The organism is Amycolatopsis sp. CA-211722 (genome assembly GCF_056828465.1).
Genome location: NZ_CP184752.1, coordinates 5,402,311 through 5,423,667, shown reverse-complemented (window position 1 = coordinate 5,423,667; position 21,357 = coordinate 5,402,311). Strand labels below are relative to the sequence as shown.

The window sequence follows — 21,357 nt, the reverse complement described above, 5'->3', positions numbered from 1 at the left end:
GACGACGAGGAGAACACCCGTGACCGAACACCCCTCCCGTGTAGCGATCGTCACCGGCGCCGGCCGCGGCATCGGGGCGGCCGTGGCCCAGCGGCTCGCTTCCGACGGGTTCGCCGTCGGCTTGCTGGACCTCGACGAGGCCGGCGTCAAGCAGGGGGCCGAAGCGATCGTCGCCGAGGGCGGCAAGGCCGTCGGTGTCGCACTGGACGTCAACGACGCCGCTCAGGTCGAGGCCGCGGTGACCCGGGTGGCCGAGGAGCTCGGCGCGCCGACCGTGCTGATCAACAACGCCGGTATCACCCGCGACAACCTGCTGTTCAAGATGACCGAACAGGACTGGGACTCGGTGCTGGGCGTGCACCTGAAGGGCTCGTTCCTGATGACCCGCGAGGTGCAGAAGTACCAGACGCAGGAGAAGTGGGGCCGCATCGTCAACCTGTCCAGCACCTCGGCGCTGGGCAACCGCGGCCAGGTCAACTACTCCGCGGCCAAGGCGGGTATGCAGGGCTTCACCAAGACCCTCGCGATCGAACTGGGCAAGTTCAACGTCACCGCGAACGCCATCGCCCCCGGGTTCATCGCCACCGACATGACCGCGGCGACCGCCGAGCGGATCGGCATGTCGTTCGAGGACTTCAAGGCGGCGGCCGCGTCCCAGATCCCGGTGCAGCGCGTCGGCACCCCCGAGGACATCGCCAATCTCGCGTCGTTCCTGGTGAGCGACGGCGCCGGGTTCATCTCCGGCCAGGTCATCTACGTCGCCGGCGGACCGAAGGACTGAGCCATGCGCGAATTCGCCTCCCTGCAGGAGTTCGAGAACGCCGTCGGCGAGCACTTCGGCTACAGCGACTGGCTGACGCTCACCCAGGACCGGGTGAACCTGTTCGCCGACGCCACCGACGACCACCAGTGGATCCACGTCGACGTCGAAAAGGCCGCCGAAGGCCCGTTCGGCGGCCCGATCGCCCACGGCTTCCTGACCCTGTCGCTCATTTCGGGCTTCGTCGGGAAGCTCTACCGCGTCCACGGGCTCACGATGGGCATCAACTACGGGCTGAACAAGGTCCGGTTCCCCCAGCCGGTCAAGGTCGGCGCGAAGATCCGGGCGGGTGCCGAGCTGATCGAGGTCACCGACGTCGCCGGCGGCAAACAGGCCGTCGTCAAATGGACGATCGAGATCGACGGCCAGGCCAAACCGGCGTGCGTCGCGGAGATGGTCGTCCGGCTGATCGCCTGAGAAGGTGACGTCCGGCACCTCTCCGGACCACCACTACCCGACATACCGACTGGTCGGTACTGTAACCGGAAAGCGAGCGCTGGAGGCAGCATGAACCAGTCCGACCTGCCGGGCCTCGACCTGGCCAGGCTCAAGGCCCATCTGGACGAGCACCGCCCCGGTCTCACCCAGGGCGAACTGAGCGGCCAGGTCGTGGAGGGAGGCCGGTCCAACCTCACCTACATCGTGGGCGACGGCCGGTCCCGGTGGGTGGTCCGCCGCCCGCCGCTGGGCCACGTCCTGCCGACCGCGCACGACATGGGCCGCGAGTACCGGGTGATCACCGGGCTGCACGGCACGGCGGTCCCGGTGCCGGAAACCGTGCTGCTGTGCGAGGACACCGACGTCATCGGCTCGCGGTTCTACGTGATGGAGTTCGTGGAGGGCACGCCCTTCCGCTCCGACACCGAACTCGCCGCGCTCGGCCCCGCCCGGACCAAGGCGATCGCGGAGGAACTGGTCGACACCCTGGTCGCCCTGCACGCCGTCGATCCGGAATCGGTGGGGCTGGGCGATTTCGGCCGCCCGGAGGGGTTCCTCGAACGCCAGTTGCGACGCTGGAAGAAGCAGCTCGACGGCAACCGCAGCCGCGACCTCCCCGGCGTCGACGAGCTCCACGACCGGCTCGCCTCGTCGGTGCCCGAATCGGGCAAGCCGTCGATCGTCCACGGCGATTACCGCCTGGACAACGTGCTGGTGAACGCGGACGACCGGATCACCGCGGTGCTGGACTGGGAGATGTCCACCCTCGGCGACCCGCTGACCGACCTCGCGCTGCTGGTGGCCTACGCCGAACGCGACAAGGTCTCGCTGCAGTTCGTGTCCAACGCCAGCTCGGCGCCGGGTTATCCGCGCAACGACGAGGTCATCGCGCGGTACGCCGAGCGGTCCGGCCGCGACGTCTCCCGGCTCAACTGGTACGTGAGCTTCGCGTTCTTCAAACTCGCGGTGATCCTGGAAGGCATCCACCTCCGCTACAGCAAGGGACAGACCGTCGGCGCCGGATTCGACGGCATCGGCTCGGGCGTCGTCCCGTTGATCGCGCACGGCAATGAGACTCTCAAGGAAGAGGGATAGCGATGGACTTCGCCTTCGACGCGAAAACCGAGGAACTGCGGGGGAAACTCCTCGAGTTCATGGACTCGCACATCTACCCGGCCGAGGCCGTCTTCGAGGAGCAGCTGGCCGAGCGCGACAGCGAATGGTCGCAGCCGCCGATCGTCGAAGAACTCAAGGCCGAGGCGCGCAAGCGCGGGCTGTGGAACTTCTTCCTCCCCGGTGACCACGGCGCCGGGCTCACGAACCTGCAGTACGCACCGCTCGCCGAGATCACCGGCCGCAGCCTCCGGCTCGCACCGACCGCGCTGAACTGCGCGGCGCCGGACACCGGGAACATGGAAGTCCTCACCATGTTCGGCACCGAGCAGCAGAAGAAGCAGTGGCTGCAGCCGTTGCTGGACGGCGAGATCCGGTCCGCCTTCGCGATGACCGAGCCCGACGTCGCCTCCTCCGATGCGCGCAACATCGCCACCAGCATCCGCCGCGACGGCGACGAGTACGTCGTGAACGGCCGCAAGTGGTACATCTCCGGGGCGATGAACCCGAACTGCAAGATCTTCATCGTGATGGGCAAAACCGATCCGGACGGTCCCCCGCACAAGCAGCAGAGCATGATCCTGGTCCCCCGCGACACCCCCGGCATGACGGTGAAACGCGGTATGCACGTCTTCGGCTACACCGACGGCGATCACGGCGGTCACGCCGAAGTGGTCTTCGAGGACGTCCGCGTGCCCGCGGAGAACCTCATCGCCGGTGAGGGCGACGGGTTCGCCATCGCGCAGGCCCGCCTCGGGCCGGGGCGGATCCACCACTGCATGCGCGCCATCGGCATGGCCGAACGCGCACTGGAACTGATGTGCCGCCGGGCGCTTTCGCGTGAGACCTTCGGCAAGCCGATCGCCGAACAGGGCGTGGTGCAGGACTGGATCGCCGAGGCGCGGGTCAAGATCGAGCAGCAGCGCCTGCTGGTGCTCAAGACCGCGTGGCTGATGGACACCGTCGGCAACCAGGGCGCGCACACCGAGATCCAGGCGATCAAGATCTCCACGCCGATCACCGTCGAGTGGATCCTCGACAAGGCCGTGCAGCTGTTCGGCGCGGGCGGCGTCAGCCAGGACTTCCCGGTCGCCGAGATGTGGGCGCAGGTGCGGACGCTGCGGCTCGCCGACGGGCCCGACGAGGTGCACAAGCGCTCGCTGGCGCACCGTGAGCTGAAGAAGTACCGCGGAGAGGTGACGAAGTGACCACTGTGGACGATCTCGAGCGGCGCGTGGCCGGGCTGCTGGCCGCGTATCCGCCGGAAAGCACGCCACGTCAGGACTTCCTCGACGCGCGGTTCGACGCCGGGCTGGCCTGGATCCACTTCCCCGAGGGCCTCGGCGGCCTGAACGCGCCGCGGTCCCTCCAGTCCGTCGTGGACAAGGAGCTCGCCGCGGCGGGCGCGCCGGACAACGACAAACGACGGATCGGGATCGGCCTCGGCATGGCCGCCCCGACCATTCTCGCCTTCGGCACGCCCGAACAGCACCAGCGCTTCCTCCGTCCACTGTGGACCGAGCGGGAGGTGTGGTGCCAGCTGTTCAGCGAGCCGGGCGCCGGATCCGACCTGGCCGCGCTGGGCACCCGCGCGGTCCGCGACGGCGACGACTGGGTGGTCACCGGCCAGAAGGTCTGGACGTCGGGCGCGCACAAGTCGCAGTGGGCGATCCTGGTCACCCGCACCGACCCCGACGTGCCGAAACACCGTGGCATGACGTACTTCCTGTGCGACATGACCGCCCCAGGCGTCGAGGTCCGGCCGCTGCGCCAGATCACCGGTGAGGCCGAGTTCAACGAGGTCTTCCTCAGCGAGGTCCGCATTCCTGACGCCCACCGTCTCGGCGCGGTCGGCGAGGGCTGGAAGGTCGCGCAGACGACGCTGATGAACGAACGCGTCGCCATCGGTGGCACCGAGTTCCCGCGCGACGGCGGCATGGTCGGCGTCGTCGCGCAGACCTGGCGGGAGCGCCCGGAGCTGCGCACGTCCGAACTGCACGACAGGCTGCTGAAGCTGTGGGTGGAGGGCGAAAGCCTGCGCCTGGTGAGCTCACGGCTGCGGCAGCAGCTCGCCGCGGGCGCGCCGGGACCGGAGGGGTCCGCGGTCAAGGTCGCGTTCTCCGAACTGAACCAGGCCGCGTCCGGGCTGGAGATCGAACTGCTCGGCGACGAGGGCCTGCGTTACGACGACTGGACGATGCGGCGTCCCGACGGCGTGAACTTCCTCGGCCGCGAAGCCGGCTACCGCTACCTGCGCGCGAAGGGCAATTCCATCGAGGGCGGCACCTCGGAGGTCCTGCGCAACATCATCGCCGAGCGCGTGCTGGGGCTGCCGTCCGAGCCGCGGATCGACAAGGACGTCGCCTGGAAGGACCTGCCCCGATGACCGACCTGCTGTATTCCGAGGTCGAAGAGGACCTTCGCGCCAGCATCCGCGACCTGTTCAAAGACCGCGCGGAGCCCGCTGCCCTGATCGCCAGGACCGAGACGGCGGAACCGTACGACCTGAAGCTGTGGCGCACACTCGCCGCCGACCTCGGCGCGGCGGGCCTCGCCGTCCCGGAGGCGCTGGGCGGGCACGGCGCTTCGGCGCGGGAAGTCGCCGTCGTGATGGAGGAGCTCGGGCGCAGCGTCGCCCCAGTCCCCTATCTCGGTAGCGCCGTCCTGGCCACATCGGCCTTGCTCGCGACCGACACCGCGCAGGCGGAAGTGGCGGAAGCGCTCGGGAAACTGGCCTCGGGCACGCTCATCGGAGCGCTGGCCGTCCCGCTGTCGACCGCGCCCGGCGCCGAGTTCCCCTCGACGGTCACCGCGGCCGCCGACGGCACGCTCAGCGGCCAGGTCCGCAGCGTCGCCGACGCGTCGGTGGCCGAACTGATCGTCGTTCCCGCGGTGGGCCCCGACGGCCCCGGCCTGTACACGATCGACGTGCCGGCGGCGGGGGTGACGGTCACCGAGGCGATCTCGCTCGACCTCACCCGGCGCATCGCCGACGTCACCTTGGAGAACGTGGCCGCGAAGCGTGTCGCCGGCGCCTCGGTGGCCGCGTCCGGGCTGGACACGGCACTCGTGACCGCGGCGGGGCTGCTCGCCTCGGAACAGCTCGGGATCGCCGAATGGGCGCTGACCGAAACGGTGCGCTACCTCAAGGAGCGCTACCAGTTCGGCCGTCAGGTCGGGTCCTTCCAGTCGCTGAAGCACCGGCTGGCGAACCTGTACACGGATCTGGTCAACGCCAGGGCGACCGCGCGGTACGCCGCCGACTGCCTGGCTTCCGGTGACGACATCGCGATCGCCGTCGCGGTGGCACAGGCCCGCAACTCCCCCATCGCCGTCCACGCCGCCGAAGAGGCGATCCAGCTGCACGGCGGGATCGGCATGACCTGGGAGCACCCCGCGCACCTGTACCTGAAGCGCGCGAAGAGCGACGAGATCGCGTTCGGCACTCCTGGGCGGCATCGCGCCGCCCTCGCGCCGCTGATCGATCTGCCCGCCTGATCCCTCCGGCGGGGTCCGTCCCGGAAAGTGTCGGACCCCGCCGGTATACCTGTTCGAACATCAGATCGAACAGGGAGTCATCATGAAACTGCTCGTGGCCACCTCGAAGACCCAGGGCGCGAGGGAGAACGACTTCGACCACTGCGTGGAAGGCGAACTGCTCTGGGTCGCCCCGCCCTGCGGCGACGGCGAGACCTCGCCCGATTCCCGATGCGGCTGCGGCCGGGCGTTCGGCGGGCTGAGCTCGCACCGCGGGACGACGACGGCGCTCGTCGCGGAACTGCCCGGCTACACCTATTCCGACTACACCGAAGCGTTGCGAGTGAGTCTGGCCGATCAAGGCTGGCCGCCCGAAGCCGCCGAAGACGTGGCCACGGATCTGCTCGCGCTCGCCTCCGGCTGGGAGGTGGGGACGGTGCTCGAACGCCGCGAAGACTGGTTCGCCGAACGGCTGAGACCCGGGGGCTGAGCGCTACTCGGGGCGCAGCGCGGCCAGCAGGAGCTCGGCGAAGTGGTCACCGATCTGGCGCGCCGAGAGCGCGCCGCCACGCCGGTACCACGAACCGAGGTGGTGCACCGACCCGAAGAAGAAGTCGACGATCACGTCGGCCGGTTTGTCCGCGCGGAACTCGCCGGACTCCTGGCCTTCCTCGATCAGCGTGCGGAACCGCTCGTGGTACTTGCGGCGTTCCGCGCGGACGGCCTTCTGCTTTTCCACGCTGAGCTGGTGCATGGACTGCATGAAGATCGTGTTGTCGTCGAGGTTGTCGATCGTGCTGACGACGACGTCCGAGGCGGCGGAACGCAGCCGTTCCCGGAGCGGAGCCTCGCTCGAAACCACTTTTTCCAGTTGCTCGGTCTGCGCGCGCAGCACCCGGGCGTAGATCTCGTAAAGGAGGTCGTCCTTGGAGCCGAAGTAGTGGTACATCGCGCCCTTGGTGACCCCGGCCGCCTCGACGATCTCTTGAACGGAGGTGCGGTCGAAACCCTTCTTCGCGAAGAGCTTCGTGGCGTGCGACAGCAGACGGCGCGGGACGGCGGCCTGGTCTTCGCCGCCGGCCTCGGCCTTCCTGGTGGTCGCTCGTGTCATGGCCGGCCCCTTCTCGTTCGGACACTCAGCATACCGGCCGGTTTGTCGACGCCCGGGCAACCGCCGGTTCCCGGGACCGATCACCGGGCCCCTGGGCGGCTGGGCGGACCTTGATCACCCGATTCATACGGTTGGGTGACGGCCAGCCTGGTCCCGTCCTGGTGAACTGGGCGCATGAGCACCAGGCACCCGGGCGCCGGGACGGGACCACGGGCGGACGTCCGCGTCGAGGAGGTCGGGATCCTGCGAGACGAAGCCGCGCTGGGCACGACCCCGCTGACGGTGCTCGCCGGGGAGCCGGGCTGCGGCCGCGGCACGGTGCTGGACAGGCTCGCCGAGGAGCTCACCCCGTCGGCCAAGGTGCTGGTTCTGCGGCTGGCCGAGCTCGACCGGACGCTCCCGTACGGGGTGATCTTCCGGCTGCTCGTCCTGCTCGGCGAGGACCGGGCCGAGGAGGAGCCCGCGCGGCGTTCCGTGCTGGCCATGCTCGCCAGGGCGGGCGAGACCACGCCGACCCCGGAGACCGTCGCGAAGATCGCGACCGCCGTGTTCGCGCTGCTCCGGGTCCAGACGCCGCTGGTGGTCCTGGTCGACGACGCGCAGTGGGTCGACGAGCACACCGCCCGGCTGGTGAGCGCGCTGCTGCACCGTTGTACGGCGGAGACACCGATCAGCGTGGTCGCGACGGTGCGGATCGGTGCGGGGGACGACCTGTCCGGGAGTCCGGCGCTGAAAGGCGCCTTCGCCCGGCTCAGGGCGGGCGGGCGCGCGAAGGTGCGGTTCCTCCGTCCGCTGTCGCGGGCGCAATCCCGGTCACTGCTGACGGGGCTGGTCTCGGCCTTGCCGAACGACGGCCTGGTGAGCGAGCTGCACACCGCCGCCCGGGGCAATCCCGCCGCCCTGACCGCGCTCGTGCGCGGCTACCGGGCGGCCGGGGCCCTGCGGATCGTCGACCGCACCGCGTACCGCGTGGAGCGGGTCGACCAGCCGGTGGCCACCGAGGTCCATCCGCTCCTGCTGGCGGTGACCGAGGCCGGTGGCGGCGTCAGGGAAGCCGCCGAGACGATGGCGGTGCTCTGCCCGCTCGGCACCTCCGCCCCCGGCCTGGCCGCGACCGCGCTCGGATGGCGCGAGGAGGACCTCCGGACGGTGCTCGACAGGCTCGTCGCCGAACGTGTCCTCGTGCGGGAGCACGACGGCGGGCACCGGTTCCGGGTCCCCGCCGTGCGGGACGCCCTGCTGGCGAAGATCGGGCCGTACGCCGCGCGCAGCCTGGCCGCTCAGGCGGTCCAGGCGGTGTGGTCCGGCTCCGCGTCCGTCTCGGATCCGGATGTGGCGCTCGACTGGATCACCCAGGCCGGATCGCTCGTCGACACGCGGCGCGCGGCGCGCGAGCTCCTCGAAAACGGCAAGCGGGTCCTGTTCACCGACGGCGCGAAGGCGGAACGGTGGCTTCACGCGACGTTGTCCTGGGTCACCGAACCGCCGGCACGGACGGTCGTGCTGATGCTGTTGAGCGCGGCGAAGGCGTTGCACTACCGGGCGGCCGAGGCCGGGGACTGCGCACGGCAGGTGCTCTGCAAACATCTCGGCCACCTCGAACACGCGGAGGCACAGGAACTTTCGGTCGTGTTCATCTCCGGGCTCGCCGCCCGCGGCGACCTGGGTGAGCTCGCCGAAATCGCCGCGGGCGCGTCGCCGGTGCTCCCGGACGACCCGGCGCTGATGGTGATCAACCGGGCCTATGCCCTGGTGCTGAGCCATCGCTGGATCGAGGCGCGTGACCTGTTGGAGCGGACGCGCGCGGTGTGGACCGGCGGCAACCACATCACCGCGGACTTCGGCACGATGTTCCTCGCGGCCTGCGGCGTCGTGCTCGGCGACACGTCCCAGCTCCACACGCTCCTGGCCCATCCGGAACTGTGGCGTGCGGGGCATCTTCCGCAGTACCGCGTCGAACAGCGCCGGTTCGAGGTGGAGATGTTGCTGCAGCTGGGAGAACTCCGGCAGGCGCGACGGCTGGTCATCGAGGCCGGGATGACGCTGGACCAGTTGCCGGGGCCCAACCTGTTCGCGCTGAACTACCTCGGCGGGGACTGGCCGGAGGCGATGGAACTGGCCCGGCGGACGATACTGGGCGGCACCGATCCGGCCAGGCCGCTGCACTGCCTGCTGACACAATGCGCGATCCGGATCCTCGGCGCGCAGGGCCGGCTCGCCCGGGCCAGGGCGCTGGCCGCCGACAGCCGCCCGTCCGGGATCCAGCACACGATCGATCACGCCGAATCCAGCGTGCTCAGCAAACTCGGTGACACCGAAGGCGCGGACGCGTTGCTGTACTCCGCCGCGCGCAGCGCCGACGCGGGCGGCTATCTCCTGGGCACCGAAGACCTCTGGGCCGACCTGGCGCGCTCCGCCCTGGCGCGGGACAAACAACGCGAGGGTGAACATTGGGTGCGGCGGTCCGCGCGCACGGCGACCCAGCTCGACACCGCCCGCGCGCACCAGAACCACCACCTCGCCCGCGCGGTGGTCCATCGCGAACCGGCCTCGGCCCGGCGCGCCGCGGCCATCGCGCGCGAACGCGACGACGTTCCCTACGAGTCGGCGATGACGCTCCTTCAGGCGGGCCTCGCCGGGCACCGACCGGAGCAGTCGTGGACCGACGCGTACGAGATGTTCGGTGAGGTCGGCGCCTGGTACTGGCGTGGCCGGGTGCGGAAACTGTTGCGCGACAACGGCTTCGCCGGACCCGGCCGCACGGAGACGACCGCCGAGAACGAGCGCCTCCTGGCGATCCTCGTCGCCGAGGGACTCACCAACCGGCAGCTCGCCGTCGTCCTCGAAACCAGCGAGAAAAGCGTGGAGGGCAGGCTCAGCAGGCTCTTCTCGCGGACCGGATACACCTCCAGGGTGGAACTCGCGGCGGCGATCCTGACCGGCGAATACCTGACCTGACCCACCTCACCCAGAGGACTAAGGGGTCCGCGGCGCTATCCCCCTGGCCGTGAAGGCCTCCTTGAGGGACTTCATCACGCACAGAAGCCTCGCATCCAGAGGACTAAATGCGGAGGGCGGGCGCGCGCGTCTAGCAGAGGCGAACGTCCACAGTCAACACATCGGGCGGTAACTGGCATCGTTCTCGGGTGCCACTGGCACCGAGCCAGTATCCGCGCCGTGGCGTTGTCCGGGGGCGGGGTGCGGGGCCACGGTGGAGATCGTCTTCGCAAGTCCCGAACAAGGTGGTGACCCTGTGCGTTTCGACCTCCTCGGCCCCTTCACCGTCGTGCACGACGGACGTCCGGTCGTGTTGCGCGGGGCGACCCAGCGGGCCGTGCTCGCCTATCTGTTGTTGCGGCACAACGAGGTCATCGCGACCAGCACGTTGCTGCAGGCGATCTGGGCGGACGAGATCCCGGCCACCGCGCGCAAGATGGTGCAGAACGCCGTTTCGGGGCTGCGCTCGACGCTGGCCCAGCGCACCGGCGCCACCGAACAGGCGATGCTGCTCACGCACGCGCCCGGTTACCTACTACGCGTCGACAGCGAGCAGGTCGACGTCGCCCGGTTCCGGCGGCTCGCCGCCGAAGGGCGGACTGCGCAGGCGGCCGGTGACGTCGAGCAGGCCGTGTCGGCTTATCGCGACGCGCTCTCGCTGTGGCGTGGCCCGGTGCTCGCCGACCTCACCGAGACCGGTGTGGTGTGGCCCGAGCTGGTCGCGCTGGAGGACCAGCGGATCGCCGTCCACGAGGATCTTTTCGGGCTGGAGCTGGACCGCGGGCACCACCACGAGGTGCTCACCGATCTGCGCGGGCTGGCGGAGGCCAACCCGAACCGCGAGCGGCTCAACGCCCAGCTCATGACCGCGCTCTACCGATGCGGCCGTCACGTGGACGCGCTCGAGGTCTACCGCGCGACGCGGGCCAGCCTCGCCGAGGGGCTCGGACTGGAGCCGGGCAAGGAACTGCGCGAGCTGGAACGCGCGATCCTCCAGCATGACGAAACCCTGCTCACCCGGCGGCCGGATCCGCGTCCCGAACCCGGGCCCGCCCCGGTGGTCGAGCCGCTCCCGTTCACCCCCGCGCCGGTGATCGCGTTGCCCCGTACGGAGCCCGTCGAGAGCGAGCGGAAGCCGGTCGTCGCGGTCGGGGTCGCGCTCGCCACGCCGGACGACGATCCCGAAGAGGCCGTGGAGGCGCAGGCTCGCCTGCGGACCGTCGTCGAGGAGGAGGCCATCGCCGCGGGCGCGTATCCGCCCGGCGAGTCGGGGCCGGTCGTGCTGGCCCTGTTCGGGCTCCCCCGGACCGGTGACGACGACGCCGTCCACGCGACCCGGACGGCGTTGAGGATCCTCGACCGGCTGGCCACGGCCGGGATCGCGACCCAGATCGGTGTCGACAGCGGGGACGTGCTCGTCGAGTTCACCGCCGCCGGTCCCGGGCAGGTGGCCGGCCCCGTGCTGGACCGCTGTGTCCGCTCGGCCCTGCGGGCGCCCGAGGGCCGGATCCGCGTGTCGGACGCCGTCCGCGAAGCCTCCGAACCCGCCGTGGTGCACGAAGCATCCGAAGACTCGCCTGGCTGGTGGCACGCCGTCTCGGCCCGTCAGCATCCGATCGCGGAGCCCGCCGATCCCGGCGGCTTCGTCGGCCGGGACCATGACCGCGATCTGTTGAACCACCTTCTGGGTTTCGTCGAGCGGAGCCGGCGCCCGCATCGGGTGACGGTGTTCGGCGAGCCCGGGATCGGCAAGACACGGCTCCTCGCCGAGTTCGCCGAGACCCTGGCCGAGCAACCCCGGATCCGGGTGCTGGACGCCGGGGCCGACGTCGCCGAGGCGTTCGCCGTCGTTCCCGGGCTGCTCCCCCAGACCGCGTCCCGGCTGCGCGCCGAGGGTGGCGACGCCGCGCTTCGGGCCGCTGCCGCCGAACTGACCGCCTACGGGCCGCTGGTGGTGCTCGCCGACGACCTGCACCGCGCCGACGCCGAGACCCGCGACTCCGTCGACAGGCTCGGCGAAGCCTGTGCGGGACTGCCGGTGCTGATCGTCGCCTCCGCGCGGCCCGGGCTCCTGGAAGGCGAACCCGGCCATCACTGCGGCACGACGGTGACGCTGGCGCCGCTCGCCGACGACGCCGTCGGCAAGTTGCTCGACAAGCTGCTTCCCGGTACCGCCCGGCTGATCCGCGGCAGGCAGGAACTGATCGCCAGGATCGGCGGGAACCCCAGGTTCGCGCACGCGTACGCCGAGGAGGTACACGGCCGCACCACCCCGTTTCCGGGGCTCGGCCAGGCGATGACGCCCCCGCTGGTCCGCCGGACGCTCGCCGCGCAGCTCGACAACCTGCCCGCCGCCGAGAAGTCGCTGCTGAAGGCGGCCAGCCTCGCCGGGGACGCCTTCACCGCCGAGGACGTCGCCGCGGTCTGCGGCCGCGACACCGCCGAGATCGAGGGGACGCTGTCCCGGCTCGCGAGCCTCGCTGTGTTGCGCCGTGAAGACGACGAGGGCTACACGTTCCGCCGCGCGACCTTGCGGGAGCTGGTCTACCAGCGGATCCCGCGCGCGACCCGCACCGCCCTGCTCCGGCGCCCGGCCCCGCGCCGCGTCGAAGCCCTCGCCTGACCGGAACGCCACCGGGCCCCAAGACGCAACTCGCGTGATTGAGCGCGTAACTCGCGTGATTGAAGGCGTAACTCGCGTGATTGAGCGCGTAACTCGCGTGATTGAAGGCGTAACTCGCGTGATCAGGTGAGTTACGCCTCTGGACACGCGAGTTACGCCTCTGATCACGCGAGTTACGCGCTCCGCCACGACGAAAGCCCCCGGCCGAGGCGGCCGGGGGCTTTGTCGTGAGGGAATCAGCCGGTGGGGCGCTGCATGACGTCCGAGGTGTACTTGACCGAAGAGGGCTCGTGCCGCGAGGTGAACGGGCACTTCCAGTCCTCTTCGGTCATCCGCCCGGAGAAGTGCCGGGACGGCATCTGGTACTCGTAGGTGGTGAAGCTCGGGTTGACCGAGCCGTTGTTGGTCGTCTCGCGTTTGCGGATCGCGTCCTGCATCGAAAAGAACTTGTCCCCCAGCAACATGAACTGCATCAGCGAGTTGAACGCGATCGCCGGCCGGGAGAACCGGCGGCTCGCCCGGGACGAACCCGGGTGCATGCCGACGACGAAGAACGAGTGCCCGGCGACGTGGAATCCGAAGTTCGGTTCGTTGGGGTCCGAGGTGGCGCCCTCGTCGAGGCCGTAGGTGCGGCTGTCGATGTCGTGGATCAGCTGAAGGTGGCGCCACAGCAGCCGTTCGTACTCCTCCTCGTCCAGAACCCCGCCGGGCTCCTCGAAGGTGGACACGAACGTGCGGAAGCTCTTGTCCGACAACGTGGGCCGGATGTCGCGGGCGTAGCCGAGCATGTCGCGGTAGTGGGCACGCGCCGACTCCGGATCGCCCAGCGCCGGGTAGTGGCCGTGGACGATCGAGCCCTTCTTCAACGCCGCGCGAGCTCCGAGGCAGCTGAACTCCGTGGTCTGGATGAACGCTTCGAGCTCCGCTTTCGGGTCGCTCATTTCACTCCGCCTTTCCGATACTCCCCGGCCGTTCGACGCCTGCCGGGAAGCCAGTCGAAGGCGCGCACGGTGACCGGGCGCGCCGGGACGGCCAGCGCGGCCGCGTTGCCGGCGCCGGCGTCCAGTTCCGTGATCGTCCACTCAGGACGGTCGTCGAGGGCGACGTCGCCGCCGGTGAGGGTGAAGGAGGGCCCCGGCAGTCCGGCCAGTCCGGTGCCGTCGACCTTGAGGTAGGCCTCCTTGCAGGTCCAGTACCGGAAGAAGGTCAGCGGCTCGCGGACGGCGTCGGCCTCTTCCGGCCGCAGTGTCCGCGCGGCCAGGCCGTGATGGTCGACCTCCCGGACCTCTTCGACGTCGACGCCGACCCGGACCCCGGCCGCGACCGCGACCAGCGCCAGCGCGCCGGATCGGGACAGGCTGAACTCGATCCCCGTCGGGCCGGCCAAGGCCGGGCGGTCACCGTCGCGGGTGAACCGCAGCTCGGACGGCAGAGTCCCCGTGTAGGACGCGAGGATGTCGCGCAGCGCGACGTGCGCGGCCAGGAAACGGGCCCGTTCCTCGTCCACCGTGATGGCGGCGGCCCGGCGCAGCTCGTCTTCGGAGAGCGCGCCGAGCAGACCATAGGCCTCTGCCGAGCCCGGGCCGAGCACCCGCGCGAGGGCGACTCGCCACACGTGCACGTCCCGGCCGGGGCGGAGCCGTTCCCCCAGCGCGCCCGAGGGCTGCTTCCACGCCGTGAACCACTGCGTGGTCATCGGCCCAGCTTCCGGTGGATCACGTCCAGCAGCGCCGGCCTGTGCTGTTCGAGATAGAAGTGCCCGCCCGGATAGGTCACCATCGTCGAGTCGGTGGCGAGTTCGAGCCACGCCGCCAGCTCGTCCGGATCGGCCCGCGGGTCGCGGTCGCCGCCGAACACGGTCAACGGCACCGGCAACGGTTCCCCCGGGACATGCCGGTAGGTCTCGTTGACCGCCAGATCGGCTCGCATCAGCGGCAGGAACATCGCCAGCAGCTCGCGCTCGCGGCGCAGGACGTCCGGCAGACCGCCGAGGGCGTGCAGTTCGGCGGCGAGCCGCTCGTCGGGCAGCGCTCGCAGCTGGAGCCGGGTGTCGGGCAGCTGCGGGGCCGCCCGCCCGGACACGAACAGGTGCTTCGGCAGTGTGGCCCCGCGCTCGGCGAGCCTGCGGGTGAGCAGGTACGCGGTCAGGGCGCCGACGCTGTGCCCGAAGAACGCGAAGTCCCCCGTGAGTGCGTCGCCGAGCCCTTCGATCGCCGCCTCGACCAGGCTTTCGACGTCTTCGTGCGGTGTCTCGCGACCGCGTTCGGCACGGCCGGGCAGCTGGACCGGCAGGACGACCAGCTCGTCGCCCGCCGCGAGGACCCAGTCCCGGTAGACCGCCGCGCTCGCGCCGGCGTGCGGAAAGCAGAACAGCCTGGTCACCCCGCCCGGCGGGAGCCCGCCGGGCAGCCAGGGACGTGCCGTGCTCGGAGCGGTCATCGCAGCTCCATCGTCAGATAGGGCGGCGGCGGCTGGATCGTGCTCAGATCGGACTCCAGGACGAGCCGGTCGCCGTCCCGCGAGATCTCGGTGAAACCCGCGAACGCGTAGGTCACGTACATGACCCGGTTGCGGCCGGTCTCGACGAAGTCCGCGCGCAGTTTCGCGCCGTCGTCCTTCGCCAGCCCCATGATGTGGTTGAGCAGGACCGTGCCGACCCCGCGTGACATCACGCGGCACGACATCAGCATCATCCGCAGATGCCAGGCGGGCGCGCCGCGTTCGGCCAGTGCCAGGCCGATCTTGCCGTAACCGCCGTACTTGTCGGAGAGGGACGCGACGAGCAGCACGTGGTCCGGCGAGGTGCGCAGCTCGTCCAGCTCGTCGTAGGAGTAGGTCCGGCCGGTCGAGTTGAGCTGGTTGGTGCGGACGGTCAGCTCCTCGGCCCGCTGCAGATCCTCCCGCTGAGCACGGGCGATCGTGAACTTCATGTCCAGAGTGGACAGGAATTCCTCACTGGTGCCCTCGTGGTCCTGTTCGACCTGCTCCCGCACGGCGGCCGCGCGATAGAGCTCGCGGCGCACCCGCGACTCGTCGGTGACGAACTTCGGCCGGAACTCCTCCGACGCCAGCGCCTCCCCCAGCGTCGCCACGTCGACGGTCTTGACCGAAGGCAGCGCGTGCGCGACCTCGGCGAGCTCGAACGGCTGGTCGTCGACGAACGCGATCGCGTCGAGGCCGATGTTGAGCGCCTTCGCGATCCGTTCCACGGACCCGGATTTGGGGTTCCAGCTGATCTGCGGGTACAGGAAGTACTCGTCGAGCCCGGCCGCCTTCAGCCGCGCCATCGCCGCTTCGTGGTCGTTGCGGCTGGCCACCGAATGCAGGACACCCAGTTCGTCCAGCCGTTTGATCTCCGCCACGACCTCCGGCCGTACGGTGACCTCGCCGTCCTCCAGCAGGGTGCCGTCCCACAGCGTGTTGTCCAGGTCCCACACCACGCATTTGATGCGGCCGCGCTTCGGTTTCTCCAAAACTGTGCTGTCCCTGATCATCCCGGCACCTCCCGGTAAGCCTCGTCCGCGATGGTCAGCTCCTGGATCTGGGTGCTGCCCTCGATGATTTCCATGACTTTCGCGTCGCGGTACAGCCGGGCCACCGGATAGTCCGGGCCGCAGCCGTTCGCGCCGTGGATCTGGACCGCGTCCGAAGCCGCCTTGGCCGCGGCCGTGGACGCGAAGTACTTGGCCACCCAGGTCGCCATGATGGTCGCCGGATCGCCCGCGTCCTTGAGCCGTCCGGCCTTCTCGCACAGCAGGCGCGCGGCGTCGCGCGCGGTGACCATCTCGCTGATCTTGGCGCGGATCTGCGGCAGATCCCGCAGCAGCCCGCCGCCCGCCGAACGCGCCGAGGTGTAGGCGGCCGACGCCGACAGCGCCGCCCGCACGATCCCGACCGAACCGCACGCCACACTGTAGCGCCCGAGGTCGAGCGCGCCGGTCATCACCGTGCCCGCGGCCCAGCCCGGCGGCCCGACCAGCGCGGACGGGTCGAGCCGGACGTCGTCGAACTCGATGGTCGCCAGCATGCTCGCCGTGGTGCCGAGCATGTGCCGGACCGGGGTCACCCGGACCCCCGGCTGATCCGCGGGCACCAGGAAGGCGCTCATCCCGGTGGCCGTGCCGGCGAACACCAGCAGCAGCCCGGCGACCTGGCCGCCGGTGATCCAGGTCTTGCGCCCCCGCAGTGTCCAGACGCCGTTCTCGGCGACGGCCACGGTGCCCGCGGCCGTCGAGTCGCTGCCGCTGAAGTCCGGTTCGGTCAGGCAGAACGCGCCCAGCGTCGCACCGTCGGACAGGGCGGGCAGCCAGCGCTCGCGCTGTTCGTCGTCACCCCAGCGGTTCACCGTCGCGGTCACCATCGTGTGCACGGTGAGCAGGCTCCGCAGTGAAGAACAGCCGCGGCCGGTCTCCTCGTGCAGCCGCCCGAGGGTGACCATGTCCAGCCCGGCGCCGCCGGCTTCGGCGGGGAGGAACGGGGCCCACAGTCCCAGCTCCCCCACCCGCCGCAGCACCTCCGGGGGGATGCGCTCGGCCCGGTCCCACGCGTCCGCGTGCGGGCCGACCTCCTCGTCGACGAAACGCCCGACCACCTCGACCGCCGGCGTTTCGGGCCGTGTCCTCGCCCTCACGTCGTTCTCCGTTCAGTGCGCGGCCGCGGCGGTGCGCCGCTCGACCAGCTCGGTCATCCGCGTGACGGTGCGGAAGTTGTCCAGCTTCAGTTCCTCGTTGGGGATCCGCGTGGCGAACGCCTTCTCGATGAACATGACCAGCTCCATCGCGAACAGGGAGTTCACGAAGCCCAGCGCGAAGATGTCCTGCTCGTCGGTGAACGACAGGCTGGGGAACTTCGCGCCGATGAAGCCGCGGATCTCACCGCGGACGTCCTGCGACATGGTGGATGCCTTTCGTGAGTATGAAGATGCGATGCGGCGGCCGATGGGCCTCGTGAGTGGTAAGGACGGTTAGAACCGTCCTTACCACTCACGAGGGCCGCAGCTCAGCCGCTGTAGTTGTAGAAACCCTTGCCGCTCTTGCGTCCGTGCAGCCCGGCCGCGGTCATCTGCTTGAGCAGCGGGCAGGGCCGGTACTTGCTGTCGTTGAACTCGTCGTAGAGCACCTCGACGCTGTAGAGGATCGTGTCGACGCCGATCAGGTCGGCGGTCTCCAGCGGGCCCATCGGATGCCCGAAGCAGCCGCGGAACACCTCGTCGACCGTCTCGGCGTCCGCGACCCCTTCGTGCACGAGGAAAGCGGCCTCGTTGACGGTGAGCATCAGCACGCGGTTCGAGACGAACCCTGAGGCGTCGTTGACCGGGATCGGCTTCTTCCCCATCGAGAGCAGCAGCTCGCGCACTGTGTCCTTTGTGGACTCGCTGGTGTGGTAGCCGGGGATGAACTCGCACGACGGCTTCATCGGCACCGGGTTCATGAAGTGCACGCCCATCACCTTGTCCTGGCGCCGGGTGAGCGCGGCGACCTTGGTGATCGGGATGGCGGAGGTGTTGACGACGAACACGGTGTCGGCCTTGCAGGCCTCGTCGAGTTTCGGGTACAGGCGGGACTTGAGGTCCCAGTTCTCGGTGATGTTCTCGATCACCACTTCGGCCTCGGAGAGCAGTTCGAGCTCGGTGCCGAAGGTGATGCGGCCCAGCACCTCGGCCGCGTCGATCTCGGGCCCGCCGAGCATGCGGCTCATCCGGCATTCGAGTTCGATCCGGTCGCGGGCGTCGGCCAGTTTGCCCGGGTCGACGTCGACGAGCACGGCGTCGTGCCCGCTGGTGGCGAGATTCTGCGCGACCCCGGTGCCCATCACACCGGCGCCGACGACTCCGACGAGGGTCATCGTTCCTCCTTGGCTGCGTTGCTCGTGGTCAGGTCCAGCACGCCGTCGAGCCGGCCGTGGGCGGCACGGACGGCGTCGGCGCCGCCGGGGTGCTCCTCGGCGAACACGACGGTCGCGCCCAGTTCGGCGCCCAGCCGGGTGGCCAGGTCGCGGGCGGTGACGTCCAGTTCGCCTTCGATCAGGTAGACCGGGGTGTCGGCGGACCGGGCGCCGAGCGCGACGTCGGCGACGGCCCGGGTCGGCTCGATCCAGTAGCGGTCGCGCTGGAACGGATAACCCGGCAACGTGGTCTTCCGCGGGTCGCGGCCGTCGTGATAGGCCCGCCAGTCGATGTCCGCCCCGGAAAGCCAGGCGCGGCCGAGCGCTTCGGTGAGCACGGCCGTGTCCTGGCGGGGGTCGGCCTCGCCGGGCAGGGTCGGAACCAGCAGCGGCCACGAGGTCTGCGGGAAATCGGGGTGACCGCGGAACATCGAGCCGAGCGACTGCCCGGCTCCCAGTTCCAGCAACACGGTATCCGGGGAAACACTGGCAAGATGCTCGATCATCGCGGCGAACCGGACGGGACGGCACATGTGCTCGGCCCAGTAGCCGGGATCCTTCAGTTGCTTGAGCGTGATCGGCGCGCCGGTGACGTTCGACAGGTAGGGCACTTCCGGCTCGCGCGGGGTGAGGTTCTTCCGCGCCCACGCGGTCAGTTCCGCCGCGGCCGGGCGCAGTGCCCGCGAGTGGAAGGCATGCGTGGTGCGCAGCGGCCTGGCGGGGATACCGTGCCCGGCGAGTTCGGCGGCCAGCTTTTCGACGCCGTCGCCCGTGCCGGACACGACGATCATCCGCGGCCCGTTCACCGCGGCGACGTCGACGCCGAACGCCGTCACGTCGCCCACCAGCGCGGTGAGTTCGGCGGCGCCGAGCGGGACCGCGGCCATCGCGCCTTCCGGCAGCTTCTCGATCAGCCTCGCGCGGGTGGCGACCAGCGCGGTGGCTTCTTCCAGGGTCAGCGCGCCCGCGAGGGTGGCGGCGGCGAACTCGCCGACGCTGTATCCGGCGAGCACGGACGGCTGGATTCCCCACGCGCGCAGCAGACGGCCGAGCGCGTAGCCGAGGGTGAACACGGCGGGCTGGGTGACCGACGGAGCCGCGTCCTCGCTGTCGGTCGCGCGACCCAGCAACCGGGCCAGGTCGCCGCCATCGGAACCACGGGAGCCGTGCAGGCTCGCCGTCGGGTCGGTGCCGAGGTGCTCGCGGAACAGTGCGGCGCATTCGTCGACGGCGGCCTTGAACTCCGGCTCGCTTTCGTAGAGCCCGCCTGCCATGCCTCGGTACTGTTCGCCGACCCCGGCGAGCAGAAAGCCGGCCTTCCGCGGTTTTGAGTCCGCTTCGGCCATCACGGACGCGAACGCGTCGGCGGCGTCTTTCTCGGAGGACACGACCGTCATCCGCCGGTGCTCGAACGCCTTCCGCCCGTTGTGCAACGTGTACGCGACATCGGCCAGGTCTGTCCACTCAGGACTGTGCGCGGCGAGCCTGCCGGTCATCGCGTCCGCCGCTTCGGAGGTCCGCGCGGACCACACGAGCAGCTGATGCGGACGGGCGGACGGACGTTCCGGGCAGTCCTCCGGCGCTTCCTCGATGACGACGTGGGCGTCGGTGCCGCCGAAGCCGTAGGCGCTGACGCCTGCCAGCCGCGGCCGCTCGCCGCGTGGCCAGTCCCCCAGTTCCGTCTGCACGACGAGCTTGTCACCGCTGTGGGCGAGCTGCGGGTTGGGCTTCTCGAAGTTGACGGCGGGCGGCAGCTTCTCGTGGTGCAACGCCAGCGCGGCCTTGATCAGCCGGGCGACGCCGCCCGCCTGGTTGATATGCCCCAGGTTCGCGTCGATCGAACCGAGCGTGACCCGCTCGACCCCGTCGACGTCGAAGATCTTCTGCAGCGCGGAGATCTCGGCGACGTCGCCGAACGGAGTGCCCAAAGTGGACACTTCGACATGGTCGATCTCGTCCGGCTCGACGTCGGCGGCGGCCATCGCCTCGGCGACGACGGCGGCTTGACCGGGCACGCCCGGCAGGTTGAACCCCTGCCGCGCGCGATTGCCCTCGTGGTGGATGGCCCAGCCCCGGATCACCGCGTAGACGCGGTCGCCGTCGGCCAGCGCGTCCTCCAGCCGCCGCAACACGACGACGCCGAGACCGTTGCCGGGGACCTTGCCGTTGGCGCCCGCGTCGAGGATCCGGTTGATCCCGTCGGGCGCGAACCGGCTGCCTTCGCGGTAGAGGTAGCCCGGTTCCTGAGGCACCACAACGGAAACCGAGCCGGAGACGACCAGGTCGGATTCGCCGGTGAGCAGGCTGGAGCAGCCCTGCGCGACGGCGGCGAGCGCGGTCGAACTGCAGCTCTGCACGCTGACCGACGGGCCGGTCAGGTCGAGCGCGTAGGACAGGCGGGAGGCGAGCAGATCCTTCTCGTTCTGCAGGATCAGCTGGTCCGGGCCGACGGTCAGCGCGGTGACGTCGTTGGACAGCAGGTTCGACAGCAGGTACGTGCTCGGGGCGCCGCCGGCGAATACCCCTGCGAGGCCCTCGATCCGGTCGGGGTCGACGCCCGCGTCCTCCAGCGCGTGCCACGCGCATTCGAGGAACAGCCGGTGCTGCGGATCGAGGAGTTCGGCGTCGGCGCGGCTGTAGCCGAAGAAGTCGGCGTCGAAGCGGTCGATCCCGGGCAGCAACCCGGCGGCGGGGACGAAGGCGGGATCGTCGGCGACTTCGGCGGGCACTCCCGCGGCCAGCAGTTCGGCGCGCGTCATCCGGGTGATGCCGTCGCGGCCGGCGCACAGATCGGCCCAGAACTTGCCGATGTCGGGCGCGCCGGGGAAGTTCCCGGCCATGCCGACGATCGCGATGTCGTCGCCGGTGTCCCGTTCTCGCGTGGTCATGGGGTGG

At 70.3% G+C, this 21,357-nt stretch carries 18 protein-coding genes; 9 read left to right on the top strand and 9 right to left on the bottom strand.

Annotation, left to right across the window (positions count from 1 at the left end; all coding sequences use genetic code 11):
• Window positions 1-19 precede the first annotated feature (19 nt).
• The 7 genes from fabG (at window position 20) to ACOCEP_RS25805 (ending at window position 6,338) form a co-directional block, all read left to right on the top strand.
• Window positions 20-781 (top strand): 3-oxoacyl-ACP reductase FabG, encoded by a 762-nt coding sequence (fabG, locus tag ACOCEP_RS25835; protein WP_482331566.1) that lies wholly within the window; start codon window positions 20-22, stop codon window positions 779-781.
• A 3-nt stretch (window positions 782-784) separates the two neighbouring features.
• The gene (locus ACOCEP_RS25830; RefSeq protein ID WP_482331564.1) at window positions 785-1,237 is read left to right on the top strand and encodes a MaoC family dehydratase; all 453 of its coding nucleotides are present in this window, start codon (window positions 785-787) and stop codon (window positions 1,235-1,237) included.
• A gap of 90 nt (window positions 1,238-1,327) precedes the next feature.
• Window positions 1,328-2,353, top strand: coding sequence for a phosphotransferase family protein (locus tag ACOCEP_RS25825; RefSeq protein ID WP_482331563.1), 1,026 nt, complete (start codon window positions 1,328-1,330; stop codon window positions 2,351-2,353).
• Between the two features lie 2 nt (window positions 2,354-2,355).
• Entirely contained in the window at window positions 2,356-3,579 is a 1,224-nt protein-coding gene (locus ACOCEP_RS25820; protein ID WP_482331562.1) for an acyl-CoA dehydrogenase family protein, read from the top strand.
• Complete coding sequence (locus ACOCEP_RS25815; protein ID WP_482331561.1) at window positions 3,576-4,757, top strand: acyl-CoA dehydrogenase family protein; 1,182 nt, start codon at window positions 3,576-3,578, stop codon at window positions 4,755-4,757. The genes ACOCEP_RS25820 and ACOCEP_RS25815 overlap by 4 nt, the downstream gene beginning before the upstream one ends.
• A complete protein-coding gene (locus tag ACOCEP_RS25810) occupies window positions 4,754-5,869 on the top strand; it encodes an acyl-CoA dehydrogenase family protein (RefSeq protein ID WP_482331559.1) in 1,116 nt (371 codons plus the stop codon). The genes ACOCEP_RS25815 and ACOCEP_RS25810 overlap by 4 nt, the downstream gene beginning before the upstream one ends.
• Before the next feature lie 82 nt (window positions 5,870-5,951).
• A complete protein-coding gene (locus tag ACOCEP_RS25805) occupies window positions 5,952-6,338 on the top strand; it encodes a DUF7715 family protein (protein WP_482331558.1) in 387 nt (128 codons plus the stop codon).
• Window positions 6,339-6,341: 3 nt separating this feature from the next.
• On the opposite strand, the gene ACOCEP_RS25800 is transcribed toward ACOCEP_RS25805, so the two are convergent.
• The gene (locus ACOCEP_RS25800) at window positions 6,342-6,959 is read right to left on the bottom strand and encodes a TetR/AcrR family transcriptional regulator (RefSeq protein ID WP_482331557.1); all 618 of its coding nucleotides are present in this window, start codon (window positions 6,957-6,959) and stop codon (window positions 6,342-6,344) included.
• Between the two features lie 174 nt (window positions 6,960-7,133).
• Here ACOCEP_RS25800 and ACOCEP_RS25795 point away from each other — a divergent pair, with 174 nt between their 5' ends.
• Entirely contained in the window at window positions 7,134-9,917 is a 2,784-nt protein-coding gene (locus ACOCEP_RS25795; RefSeq protein ID WP_482331556.1) for an AAA family ATPase, read from the top strand.
• Between the two features lie 295 nt (window positions 9,918-10,212).
• Window positions 10,213-12,579: an ATP-binding protein gene (locus ACOCEP_RS25790; RefSeq protein WP_482331555.1), complete on the top strand. Its 2,367-nt coding sequence runs from the start codon at window positions 10,213-10,215 to the stop codon at window positions 12,577-12,579.
• A gap of 236 nt (window positions 12,580-12,815) precedes the next feature.
• On the opposite strand, the gene gntA is transcribed toward ACOCEP_RS25790, so the two are convergent.
• The 8 genes from gntA to ACOCEP_RS25750 all read right to left on the bottom strand — a co-directional run bounded on the left by gntA (window position 12,816) and on the right by ACOCEP_RS25750 (window position 21,350).
• The gene (gene gntA / locus ACOCEP_RS25785) at window positions 12,816-13,520 is read right to left on the bottom strand and encodes a guanitoxin biosynthesis heme-dependent pre-guanitoxin N-hydroxylase GntA (protein ID WP_457955758.1); all 705 of its coding nucleotides are present in this window, start codon (window positions 13,518-13,520) and stop codon (window positions 12,816-12,818) included.
• Complete coding sequence (locus tag ACOCEP_RS25780; RefSeq protein ID WP_482331554.1) at window positions 13,517-14,275, bottom strand: 4'-phosphopantetheinyl transferase family protein; 759 nt, start codon at window positions 14,273-14,275, stop codon at window positions 13,517-13,519. The genes gntA and ACOCEP_RS25780 overlap by 4 nt, the downstream gene beginning before the upstream one ends.
• Window positions 14,272-15,018 (bottom strand): thioesterase II family protein, encoded by a 747-nt coding sequence (locus ACOCEP_RS25775; protein ID WP_482331553.1) that lies wholly within the window; start codon window positions 15,016-15,018, stop codon window positions 14,272-14,274. Before ACOCEP_RS25775 ends, ACOCEP_RS25780 begins: the two co-directional genes overlap by 4 nt.
• On the bottom strand, window positions 15,015-16,073 hold the full coding sequence (locus ACOCEP_RS25770) for an HAD-IIIC family phosphatase (protein WP_482331552.1): 1,059 nt from the start codon (window positions 16,071-16,073) through the stop codon (window positions 15,015-15,017). The genes ACOCEP_RS25775 and ACOCEP_RS25770 overlap by 4 nt, the downstream gene beginning before the upstream one ends.
• Window positions 16,070-17,209, bottom strand: a complete 1,140-nt coding sequence (locus ACOCEP_RS25765) for an acyl-CoA dehydrogenase family protein (RefSeq protein ID WP_482331551.1) — start codon at window positions 17,207-17,209, stop codon at window positions 16,070-16,072. Before ACOCEP_RS25765 ends, ACOCEP_RS25770 begins: the two co-directional genes overlap by 4 nt.
• 12 nt (window positions 17,210-17,221) lie before the next feature.
• Complete coding sequence (locus tag ACOCEP_RS25760; RefSeq protein WP_007029786.1) at window positions 17,222-17,473, bottom strand: acyl carrier protein; 252 nt, start codon at window positions 17,471-17,473, stop codon at window positions 17,222-17,224.
• Between the two features lie 104 nt (window positions 17,474-17,577).
• Window positions 17,578-18,423 carry a 3-hydroxyacyl-CoA dehydrogenase family protein gene (locus ACOCEP_RS25755; RefSeq protein WP_482331550.1) on the bottom strand — a complete coding sequence of 282 codons (846 nt, stop codon included), beginning with the start codon at window positions 18,421-18,423 and terminating at the stop codon, window positions 17,578-17,580.
• On the bottom strand, window positions 18,420-21,350 hold the full coding sequence (locus ACOCEP_RS25750) for a type I polyketide synthase (protein ID WP_482331549.1): 2,931 nt from the start codon (window positions 21,348-21,350) through the stop codon (window positions 18,420-18,422). The genes ACOCEP_RS25755 and ACOCEP_RS25750 overlap by 4 nt, the downstream gene beginning before the upstream one ends.
• Window positions 21,351-21,357 lie beyond the last annotated feature (7 nt).

Bases quoted from the DNA above. Each gene is read 5' to 3' on its own strand.
- ACOCEP_RS25810 (WP_482331559.1), top strand. From the start codon at position 4,754: ATGACCGACCTGCTGTATTCCGAGGTCGAAGAGGACCTTCGCGCCAGC.
- ACOCEP_RS25800 (WP_482331557.1), bottom strand. From the start codon at position 6,959: ATGACACGAGCGACCACCAGGAAGGCCGAGGCCGGCGGCGAAGACCAG.
- ACOCEP_RS25770 (WP_482331552.1), bottom strand. From the start codon at position 16,073: ATGATCAGGGACAGCACAGTTTTGGAGAAACCGAAGCGCGGCCGCATC.
- ACOCEP_RS25830 (WP_482331564.1), top strand. From the start codon at position 785: ATGCGCGAATTCGCCTCCCTGCAGGAGTTCGAGAACGCCGTCGGCGAG.
- ACOCEP_RS25780 (WP_482331554.1), bottom strand. From the start codon at position 14,275: ATGACCACGCAGTGGTTCACGGCGTGGAAGCAGCCCTCGGGCGCGCTG.
- ACOCEP_RS25825 (WP_482331563.1), top strand. From the start codon at position 1,328: ATGAACCAGTCCGACCTGCCGGGCCTCGACCTGGCCAGGCTCAAGGCC.
- ACOCEP_RS25775 (WP_482331553.1), bottom strand. From the start codon at position 15,018: ATGACCGCTCCGAGCACGGCACGTCCCTGGCTGCCCGGCGGGCTCCCG.
- gntA (WP_457955758.1), bottom strand. From the start codon at position 13,520: ATGAGCGACCCGAAAGCGGAGCTCGAAGCGTTCATCCAGACCACGGAG.
- ACOCEP_RS25760 (WP_007029786.1), bottom strand. From the start codon at position 17,473: ATGTCGCAGGACGTCCGCGGTGAGATCCGCGGCTTCATCGGCGCGAAG.
- ACOCEP_RS25820 (WP_482331562.1), top strand. From the start codon at position 2,356: ATGGACTTCGCCTTCGACGCGAAAACCGAGGAACTGCGGGGGAAACTC.
- ACOCEP_RS25750 (WP_482331549.1), bottom strand. From the start codon at position 21,350: ATGACCACGCGAGAACGGGACACCGGCGACGACATCGCGATCGTCGGC.
- ACOCEP_RS25795 (WP_482331556.1), top strand. From the start codon at position 7,134: ATGAGCACCAGGCACCCGGGCGCCGGGACGGGACCACGGGCGGACGTC.
- ACOCEP_RS25805 (WP_482331558.1), top strand. From the start codon at position 5,952: ATGAAACTGCTCGTGGCCACCTCGAAGACCCAGGGCGCGAGGGAGAAC.
- ACOCEP_RS25755 (WP_482331550.1), bottom strand. From the start codon at position 18,423: ATGACCCTCGTCGGAGTCGTCGGCGCCGGTGTGATGGGCACCGGGGTC.